This window comes from Pseudomonas sp. PSB11, assembly GCF_014596605.1.
GTDB classification, from domain to species: domain Bacteria; phylum Pseudomonadota; class Gammaproteobacteria; order Pseudomonadales; family Pseudomonadaceae; genus Aquipseudomonas; species Aquipseudomonas umsongensis.
This window is the reverse complement of record NZ_NOIO01000044.1, coordinates 18,533-28,307: the sequence shown is the minus strand read 5'-3', so window position 1 is coordinate 28,307 and position 9,775 is coordinate 18,533. Positions and strand designations below refer to the sequence as shown.

General features: G+C 61.8%; 8 protein-coding genes. 2 read left to right on the top strand and 6 right to left on the bottom strand.

The annotated features are described in order from the left end of the window. The first annotated feature begins 251 nt into the window (after window positions 1-251). Entirely contained in the window at window positions 252-1,358 is a 1,107-nt protein-coding gene (locus CGA21_RS28820; RefSeq protein WP_188265610.1) for an enoyl-CoA hydratase/isomerase family protein, read from the top strand. Window positions 1,359-1,361: 3 nt separating this feature from the next. After that, the gene (locus CGA21_RS28815; RefSeq protein ID WP_188265609.1) at window positions 1,362-2,513 is read left to right on the top strand and encodes an acyl-CoA dehydrogenase family protein; all 1,152 of its coding nucleotides are present in this window, start codon (window positions 1,362-1,364) and stop codon (window positions 2,511-2,513) included. Between the two features lie 98 nt (window positions 2,514-2,611). Here the strand turns inward: CGA21_RS28815 and CGA21_RS28810 are convergent, their stop codons facing one another. The 6 genes from CGA21_RS28810 to CGA21_RS28785 all read right to left on the bottom strand — a co-directional run bounded on the left by CGA21_RS28810 (window position 2,612) and on the right by CGA21_RS28785 (window position 9,698). Next, entirely contained in the window at window positions 2,612-3,385 is a 774-nt protein-coding gene (locus CGA21_RS28810) for an enoyl-CoA hydratase (protein WP_110747349.1), read from the bottom strand. Between the two features lie 140 nt (window positions 3,386-3,525). Then, window positions 3,526-4,653 carry an acyl-CoA dehydrogenase gene (locus CGA21_RS28805; protein ID WP_188265608.1) on the bottom strand — a complete coding sequence of 376 codons (1,128 nt, stop codon included), beginning with the start codon at window positions 4,651-4,653 and terminating at the stop codon, window positions 3,526-3,528. 133 nt (window positions 4,654-4,786) lie between these two features. Further along, window positions 4,787-5,980 carry an acetyl-CoA C-acyltransferase gene (locus CGA21_RS28800; RefSeq protein WP_110747355.1) on the bottom strand — a complete coding sequence of 398 codons (1,194 nt, stop codon included), beginning with the start codon at window positions 5,978-5,980 and terminating at the stop codon, window positions 4,787-4,789. 12 nt (window positions 5,981-5,992) lie between these two features. Continuing rightward, window positions 5,993-6,754: an SDR family NAD(P)-dependent oxidoreductase gene (locus CGA21_RS28795; RefSeq protein ID WP_188265607.1), complete on the bottom strand. Its 762-nt coding sequence runs from the start codon at window positions 6,752-6,754 to the stop codon at window positions 5,993-5,995. 16 nt (window positions 6,755-6,770) lie between these two features. After that, the gene (locus tag CGA21_RS28790; protein WP_188265606.1) at window positions 6,771-8,435 is read right to left on the bottom strand and encodes an AMP-binding protein; all 1,665 of its coding nucleotides are present in this window, start codon (window positions 8,433-8,435) and stop codon (window positions 6,771-6,773) included. Window positions 8,436-8,681: 246 nt separating this feature from the next. After that, window positions 8,682-9,698 carry an AraC family transcriptional regulator gene (locus CGA21_RS28785; protein WP_188265605.1) on the bottom strand — a complete coding sequence of 339 codons (1,017 nt, stop codon included), beginning with the start codon at window positions 9,696-9,698 and terminating at the stop codon, window positions 8,682-8,684. Between the last annotated feature and the right edge of the window lie 77 nt (window positions 9,699-9,775).

The following is a 9,775-nucleotide window of genomic DNA, read 5'->3' as shown; positions in this document are numbered from 1 at the left end:
GATGGTGCGGGAGGCAATCTTGATCTACAACCAGGAGCGCCCGCACCTGTCTTTAAAATACAAAACGCCCGATGCGGTGCATCGGGCGCTGGGTGAAATAGATGTAAACCTATTTCAGGACTAGACAATGCATAAATGCAGAGACGACCTGCATCATTTCGCCTTGTACATGGCAAATTTGCACTGTTACGATCCTGCATCGCTCGCGCGCGAGCTTGTCTATAAAGAACAATAAAAGCAGGGAGTTAGTGATGACTGCTGAGGTTTTATCGAAGGGGACTTCGTCCATGGTTGCCACGCAAAATGAAGTGCTGGCCGAGGTCCGCAACCACATCGGTCACCTGACCCTCAACCGCCCCGCCGGTCTTAACGCCATTACCCTGGAAATGGTGCGCGACCTGCAGCGTCAGCTCGACGCCTGGGCACAGGATGAACAGGTGCACGCGGTGGTGCTGCGCGGCGCCGGCGAAAAAGCCTTCTGTGCCGGTGGCGACATTCGTTCGCTCTACGACAGTTTCAAGAGCGGCGACACCCTGCACCAAGACTTCTTCGTCGAGGAATACGCCCTCGACCTCGCGATTCACCATTACCGCAAACCGGTGCTGGCCTTGATGGACGGCTTCGTGCTGGGCGGCGGCATGGGCCTGGTGCAAGGCGCCGACGTGCGGGTGGTCACCGAGAAAAGTCGACTGGCGATGCCTGAAGTCGGCATCGGTTACTTCCCGGACGTCGGCGGCAGTTACTTCCTGCCGCGCATCCCCGGGGAACTGGGGATTTACCTGGGCGTCAGCGGCGTGCAGATCCGCGCTGCCGATGCGCTGTACTGCGGTCTGGCCGATTGGTATCTGGACAGCAGCAAGCTGGCCACGCTGGATGACAGACTCGATCAACTGCAATGGCACGACACGCCATTGAAGGACCTTCAGGGCCTGCTGGCGAAGCTCGGGGTGCAACAGTTGCCCGATGCGCCGCTGGCCGCCTTGCGCCCGGCTATCGACCACTTCTTCGCCTTGCCCGATGTGCCGAGTATTGTGGAGCAAATGCGTGAGGTAACGGTCGCCGACAGCCATGAGTGGGCGACGACCACCGCCGACCTGCTGCAGACCCGCTCGCCCCTGGCGATGGGCGTGACCCTGGAAATGCTCCGGCGCGGCCGGCACCTGAGCCTTGAACAGTGCTTCGCCCTTGAGCTGCACCTGGACCGCCAGTGGTTCGAGCGCGGCGACCTGATCGAAGGCGTGCGCGCCCTGCTGATCGACAAAGACAAGAATCCGCGCTGGAACCCACCGACCCTGCAGGCGCTGGACGCCGAACACGTAGCGAGTTTCTTCAACGGTTTCGATGAGAGCGGGAGCTGAATCATGCACGACCTCGAATTGACTGAAGAACAAGTCATGATCCGCGACATGGCCCGGGACTTTGCCCGGGGCGAAATCGCGCCCCACGCCCAGGCCTGGGAAAAAGCCGGCTGGATCGACGATGCCCTGGTGGCGAAAATGGGTGAGTTGGGCCTATTGGGCATGGTGGTGCCCGAGGAATGGGGCGGCACCTATGTCGACTATGTTGCCTACGCCTTGGCGGTGGAAGAAATCTCTGCTGGCGATGGCGCCACCGGCGCGTTCATGAGCATCCACAACTCGGTGGGCTGCGGGCCGGTGCTCAACTATGGCAGCGAAGAGCAGAAACAGACCTGGCTGGCCGATCTTGCCAGCGGCCAGGTCATTGGGTGCTTCTGCCTGACCGAACCACAGGCCGGTTCCGAGGCGCACAACCTGCGCACCCGTGCCGAATTGCGCGATGGCCAGTGGGTGCTCAATGGCGCCAAGCAGTTTGTCAGCAACGGCAAACGGGCCAAGTTGGCCATCGTGTTTGCCGTGACCGACCCGGAGCTTGGCAAGCGCGGCATTTCGGCATTCCTGGTACCTACCGATACCCCTGGCTTTATCGTCGACCGCACCGAACACAAAATGGGCATCCGCGCCTCCGATACCTGTGCGGTCACACTGAACAACTGCACCATTGCCGAGGCCAATCTGCTGGGTGAACGCGGCAAGGGCCTGGGCATTGCCCTGTCCAACCTCGAAGGCGGTCGCATCGGCATCGCCGCCCAGGCGCTGGGCATTGCCCGTGCGGCATTCGAAGCGGCGCTGACCTATTCCCGCGAGCGCGTGCAGTTCGGCAAAACGATCAATGAACACCAGAGTATCGCCAACCTGCTGGCCGACATGCACATGCAACTGAACGCGGCGCGGCTGATGATCCTGCACGCGGCACGCCTGCGCACGGCCGGCAAGCCATGCCTGTCAGAGGCCTCGCAGGCCAAGCTGTTTGCTTCGGAAATGGCCGAGAAAGTCTGCTCGTCAGCGATTCAGATTCATGGCGGGTATGGGTATCTGGAAGATTACCCGGTCGAGAAGTATTACCGGGATGCGCGGATCACGCAGATCTATGAGGGGTCGAGCGAGATTCAGCGGATGGTGATTGCCCGCGAACTGAAGAACTATCTGGTGTAAAACCTTAAAATGCTTCGCTGGCAAGCCAGCTCCTACAGGGATTGCGTAAACCCTGTAGGAGCTGGCTTGCCAGCGAAGGCGTCAGCGGGAGCGCCGCATTACTTTCCGGTGAACTCAGCCTCACGCTTGGCAATAAACGCCGCCATCCCTTCCTTCTGATCCTGCGTGGCAAACGCCGCATGGAACACCCGACGTTCAAAGCGCACGCCTTCGGACAGGCTCACTTCAAAGGCACGGTTCACGCTTTCCTTGACCATCATCGCAATCGGCAGCGACTTCTTGGCAATCAACGCCGCGACTTTCAGCGCTTCATCCAGCAATTCGTCGCTCGGCACGATGCGCGCCACGATGCCGCAACGCTCCGCTTCCACGGCATCGATCAAGCGCCCGCTCAGGCACATTTCCATGGCCTTGGCCTTGCCCACGGCGCGGGTCAGGCGCTGGGTGCCGCCCATGCCCGGCAATACGCCGAGGTTGATTTCCGGCTGGCCGAATTTGGCGTTGTCGCCGGCCAAAATGAAGTCGCACATCAGGGCCAGCTCACAGCCACCGCCCAGGGCGAAGCCGTTGACCGCGGCGATGATCGGCTTGCGGCGGTTGGCCACCCGGTCGCTGTCGCTGAACAGGTCGTCGATATAGATCTGCGGATAGGTCAGCTCGGCCATTTCCTTAATGTCGGCACCGGCGGCAAAGGCCTTTTTCGAACCGGTCAGGACGATGCAACCGATGTTCGAGTCGGCCTCGAAGCCGTCGAGGGCCCGGTTCAGTTCGCTGACGATCTGCGCGTTCAACGCGTTCAGCGCCTGCGGGCGGTTGAGGGTAATCAGGCCGACCCGGCCATGGGTTTCCAGCAAAATCGTTTCGTAGTTCATTAATTGACTCCTGCTAAGCACTCGGTCCTTGTAGGAGCGAGCATGCTCGCGATGAACCAGAGAACGCTGTGGGGTATCAGGCACCCAGCGTCATCGTTGACGACCATCGCGAGCATGCTCGCTCCTACAGGGGTTCCTTTTCAAAGATTGCGTGAAATGACCATGCGTTGAATATCGCTGGTGCCTTCGTAGATCTGGCAGACCCGCACGTCGCGGTAGATCCGCTCCAGCGGGAAGTCGTTCAAGTAGCCGTAGCCACCTAATGTTTGCAGCGCCGACGAGCATACCTTCTCGGCCATTTCGGATGCGAACAGCTTGGCCATCGAGGCTTCCACCAACGCTGGCTTGCCGCTGTCGCGCAGCGCCGCCGCGTAATGCACCATCTGCCGCGCCACGGCGATCTGGGTCGCCATGTCCGCCAGGCGGAAGGCCACGGCCTGGTGCTCGATGATTGGCTTGCCGAAGCTCTCGCGCTCACGGGCATAGTCGCGGGCCGCTTCGAACGCGGCGCGGGCCATGCCCACCGATTGCGAGGCAATGCCGACGCGCCCGCCTTCGAGGTTGGCCAGGGCGATCCGGTAGCCTTCGCCCTCTTCACCCAGGCGATTGGCCACTGGCACTTTCACCTCTTCGAAGAGAATCTGGCAGGTGTCCGAGGCATGCTGGCCGAGCTTGTCCTCGACCCGGGCGACTGCGTAGCCCGGCGAATCGGTGGGCACGATGAATGCCGTGATGCCACGCTTGCCGGCCGACGGGTCGGTCACGGCGAACACGATGACCACCCCGGCGTTCTGCCCGGAGGTGATGAACTGTTTGCAGCCGTTGAGCACGTAGTGATCGCCTTCCAGGCGCGCGCGGGTTTTCAGGCCGCTGGCGTCGGAGCCGGCCTGGGGTTCGGTCAGGGCAAAAGCCCCGAGCATCGCGCCGCTGGCCAGGGGTTTGAGGAAGCGCTCTTTCTGATCGTCGTTGCCGTAGTTGAGGATCGGCACGCACCCTACCGAGTTGTGCACGCTCATGATGGTCGAGCAGGCACCGTCGCCCGCGGCGATTTCCTCCAGGGCCATGGCGTAGGCCAGGTAACCGGTATCGCAACCGCCCCACTGCTCCGGCACCAGCATGCCGAAGAAGCCCAGCTCGCCCATCTCGGTGATGGCTTCCTTGGGAAAGCGGTGTTCACGGTCCCACTCGGCGGCGAACGGTTTCAGCCGTTCCTGTGCAAAGTCCCGGGCCGCGTCGCGTATTTGCTGTTGTTCGTCATTAGGGATCATGACCATTCCTTGAAAAGGTAATCGCCCCCTGTGTAGGAGCTGACGAGTGAAACGAGGCTGCGATCTTTTGATGTTGCTTTTAAAGATCAAGATCAAAAGATCGCAGCCTGCGGCAGCTCCTACAGGGGTCGTGTTAGTAGAGGCATTCCACGGCCATGGCCGTCGCTTCGCCGCCACCGATGCAAATCGCTGCAACGCCGCGTTTCAGGCCTTTCTGGCGCAGGGCCGAGAGCAATGTCACCAGGATCCGTGCGCCAGAGGCGCCGATCGGGTGGCCGAGGGCACAGGCGCCGCCATGCACGTTGAGTTTTTCGTGAGGGATTTCCAGCTTGGTCATGGTCACCAGGCTGACCACGGCGAAGGCTTCGTTGACTTCCACCAGGTCCACGTCGCTCAGCGACCAGCCGGTTTTCTTCATCAATTTCTCGATCGCGCCCACCGGCGCCACCGGGAACAGGCTCGGCGTATCGGCGAATGCCGCATGACCGTGGATCACCGCCAGTGGCTTGAGGCCACGCTTGTCGGCCTCGGACCGGCGCATCATCACCAGTGCCGCCGCGCCGTCGGAGATGGAGCTGGAGTTGGCCGCCGTCACGGTACCGCCATCGCGAAACGCCGGTTTCAGCGAGGCAATCTTGTCCAGTCGGGCTTTCGGTGGCTGCTCGTCGTTGCTGATCGTCACCTGTTCCTTGCCGACGGTGACGGTCAACGGCACGATCTCGTCCTTGAAGCTGCCGTCCTTGATGGCCTGCTGGGCGCGGGTGGTCGAGGCCACCGCAAATGCATCCTGGGCTTCGCGGCTGAAACCATTGGTTTCGGCGCAGTCTTCGGCGAAGGTACCCATCAGGCGTCCCTTGTCGTAGGCGTCTTCCAGGCCGTCGAGGAACATTGAATCCAGCACCCGCCCATGCCCCATGCGATAGCCACTGCGTGCACGGTCCAACAGGTACGGCGCGTTGGACATGCTTTCCATGCCACCGGCGACTACCACCTCGGCGCTGCCGGCCACCAGCATGTCATGGGCCAGAATGGCCGCTTCCATGCCCGAGCCGCACATCTTGTTGAGGGTGGTGCAACGGGTCGATTTATCCAGGCCGGCGCCCAGTGCCGCCTGACGCGCAGGCGCCTGGCCCTGGCCGGCAGGCAATACGCAGCCGAACAGCACTTCGTCGACGGCATCGCTGGCAACGCCGGCACGTTCCACCGCGGCCTTGATGGCGGCGGCACCGAGTTGCGGCGCAGTGAGGCTTTTCAGTTCGCCCTGGAAGCCGCCCATCGGGGTGCGCACGGCGCTGACGATAACAATTGGATCGTTGGCAATAGTCATGACAAATCCTCCTTATTTGGCCGCCATGCGCAAGGCACCGTCGAGACGGATCACCTCGCCATTGAGCATGCTGTTTTCAATGATATGCCGGACCAGCGAAGCATACTCGGCGGGTTTGCCCAGGCGCGGTGGAAACGGCACGCCGGCGGCCAGGGAGTCGCGCACTTCCTGGGTCATGCCGGCCATCATTGGTGTTTCGAAAATGCCTGGGGCGATGGTCATTACGCGGATACCGAAGCGCGCCAGTTCACGGGCGGCCGGCAAGGTCAGGCTGACGATCGCCCCCTTGGACGCCGAGTACGCCGCCTGGCCGATCTGGCCGTCGTAAGCCGCCGCAGAGGCGGTGTTGATGATCACGCCGCGCTCGCCATCGGCGTCCGCTTCGGTTTCGGCAATCGCCGCCGAGGCCAGGCGCAACATGTTGAAGCTGCCGATCAGGTTGACGTTGATCACCTGGCTGAAGCTTGCCAGCGCATGCGGACCGTTCTTGCCCAGGATCTTTTCGCCACGCACGATGCCGGCACAATTGACCAGGCCATTGAGGCCACCGAAGGCCTTGACCGTTGCCTGCACCGCGGCCTCGGCCGCTGCTTCGCTGCTGATGTCCGCTACCACGCTTTGCGCGCCCAGGCGCTGGGCCTGCGCCGCGACAGCCTCGGCATTCATGTCCACCAGCATCACCTTGGCGCCAGCCGCGACCAGCATTTGAGCGGTGGCCGCACCAAGGCCGGAAGCACCGCCGGTGACGAGAAAAACCTTGTTTTCGATCTGCATGATTGTTTCCTTGGATTCAAGCTGGAACGTTCTTCGCGGCGGCCTCTTGAGCCTTGGCGACTTCCTGGTTGCGCAAGATAAAGCGCTGCAATTTGCCGCTCGGGGTTTTCGGCAACTCGCTGACAAATTCGATTTCGCGGGGATACGAGTGCGCCGCCAGGCGCTTGCGCACGTATTGGCGCAACTCTTCGGCCAGCTCCGGGGTGGCGCGGTATTGCGAGCAGATCACGACGAAGGCCTTGACCAGCTCGGTGCGCTCCGGATCGGGCTTGCCAACCACGGCGGCTTCCACCACCGCCGGGTGCTCGATCAATGCGCTTTCCACATCGAACGGGCCGACGCGATAGCCGGAGGTGGTGATCACGTCGTCGCTACGGCCGACGAAGCTGATGCTGCCGTCCGGATTCCACTCGACCGTGTCGCCGCTCAAGTAGTAATTGCCGACGAAGGCCTTGGTCGGCGCGCCTTCGTAGCCAGCGAACCAGCACATCGGCGACTGGGTACGGTCGATGGCCAGAATCCCCGGCTGGCCGACGCCCAGTTCCCGGTAGTCGTCGTCCAGCACCACGATGCGGTGGCCGGGCGAGGCAAAACCGGCGGCGCCCATATGGATCGGGTGCTCCAGGCCATGGTGGTTACACAGCACCATGCCCAGTTCGGTCTGGCCGTAATGGTCATGGATGACCACGTCCAGGTTATCGGCGAACCAGCGGATCACTTCCGGGTTCAGCGGCTCGCCGGCGCTGCTGACAATGCGCAGCTTGCCTTTGATCGACCTGGCGAATTCCTCGCCACCGGCGATCAACAGGCGATAAGCCGTCGGTGAGCCGGTGAGGTTGGTGATCCCGTACTTGTTGATCACCCGGCAGGTGCTTTCCAGGGTAAACGGGCCATCATAGAACGTAATCGGATGGCCCATGGACAGCGGACCTGTCACGCCGAAATAGATGCCGTAGGCCCAGCCCGGGTCGGCCAGGTTCCAGAAGGCGTCTTCGGGGCGCAGATCCACCGCGTCACGGGTGTAGCCCTTGAAGGCGGCGATGGCCTTGAGCGGCACCGACAGCGCTTTCGAAGGGCCGGTGGTGCCCGAGGTGAACATCAGCAGGAACGGGTCTTCGCCGGTCAGCAGCACCGGTTCGCAATCATTGCCGTAGTTGGCCAGTTCGACCCAGAAGCTGTAGTCACCTCGGACAATGCCCTGCCCTTTGGCACCTGCGACGGTGACGATGGTCGGGCAGTCGGCGACTTCCGCGAGTTTCGAGCGATTGACCGCGTCGGTCACCACTACTTTGGCTCCGGAACTGCCCAGGCGATGCTCGATCGCCTTGGGGCCGAAAGCGGTGAACAACGGTTGGTAGACCGCGCCGATGCGCCAGGTGGCGAACACCGTGATCAGCAATTCGATATTGCGTGGCAGGAGCCCGGCGACTTTGTCGCCTTTTTTCACGCCTTGGGCCAGCAGGAAGTTGGCGAAACGCGCGGCTTTGCCCTGCAGGTCGGTGAACGTGTAGGTCGCGCTGGTGCCGTCACGTCCCTCCCAGAACAACGCGATACGCCCAGGGAGCGCATGCCGGTCGCAACATTCGATACAGGCGTTGAGAGCGGTCAGATTGCCTGCGAGTGAGGCATCGACGGTGTGCTGGTAGTTGAACTGTGAAACAGCAGACAAGTAATCGCGCATTGCCAGAGTCCCTGTATTTTTTGTTAGGTGGGGGAGCCGTAACCAACAGGGAAATACTCGCTCCAGGCGGGATGTGGGGCAATGGTCAAAGTTATCAAGTTGCTTGACTGGTTTGGCCAAAAACCAACCTGGGAACGCGATCCCTGTAGGAGCTGCCGCAGGCTGCGATCTTTTGATCTGTTTTTCAGCGGCCCCGAAAAGATCAGGATCAAAAGATCGCAGCCTGCGGCAGCTCCTACAGGGGGGTTAGAGAGATTCGTTGAGAATCAAACTGCGATAATGCCCGGGGTTGGACCCCGACCATTTGCGAAATGCCTTGTAGAACGAACTCGTGTCGGCAAACCCCAGCCGGGCGGCGATGTCGGCGAAGCTGATGGCCGGTTCCGCCAGCCAGGCGATGGCCAGTTCCTTGCGCACGCTGTCCTTGAGCCCCTGATACGTCTGGCCTTCCTCGGCCAGGCGACGGCGCAGGGTCGAGGCCGACATGTACAGGCGTTGCGCCAGGGCTTCGGTCTCCGGCCACTGCTCGGCGGGCAGTTGCCGCAGGTCCTGCTTGATCCGGCTGGCCAGGCTTTGCGGGTCGCGGTACTTGACCAGGATGTTGGCCGGCGCATGGGCCAGGAAGCGCCTCAGCTCCTCAAGGCTGCGCTTGATCGGCAGGCCCAGGCAGTCAGCGGAAAAGATCATCCGTGTACGTGGTCGGTCGAAACGCAGGTTTTCGGAGAACATCACCTGATAGTCATGGCAGAAATCCGGCTGCGCACAGCGCAGCTCGATCGCCAGGATGGGAATTCGGCGTCCGGCCAGCCAACAGGCCACGCCGTGCACGATCATCCAATAGGTAAAGTAAGTGAAGGCCCGACGAGGTTCATGGTCGTCCTCGAGCAACACGATTTCCGCCAGGCTTTGCTGATGAACCAGCTCGGCGGGCATGCGCTCGAGCATCAACGACAGGAAGCTCAAACCCGTGGTGAGCCCGGCCGCCAGGCTTGGCTGGACCATGGCGCAGCGACAGAGAAACTCCAGGCTGCCGGACTTGAGCTTGCGCGGGTCCATGCCGAAAAACTCGTCATCCCCTCGCCGAGCCAACAAGCGCCACAGGCGCGCATAAGCGCTGGCCGCAACACGGGCGTCGCTGCTGGCGAGCAACGCCGGATCAATGCCAACCTTGTGCAATACCTCATCGGTGGCTGCGCCCGGTTCGCAACTTTGCAGCAGCGCTTCACGCACCAGCTGAATGGAAATGGTGTCTTTTTCCGACATTACGCGAGACGAGCCCTGTTCTGGATCGAGGAGGTGGGCATATTAACGCAGCCGCCTGCACGGCGCAGATCCCTGTA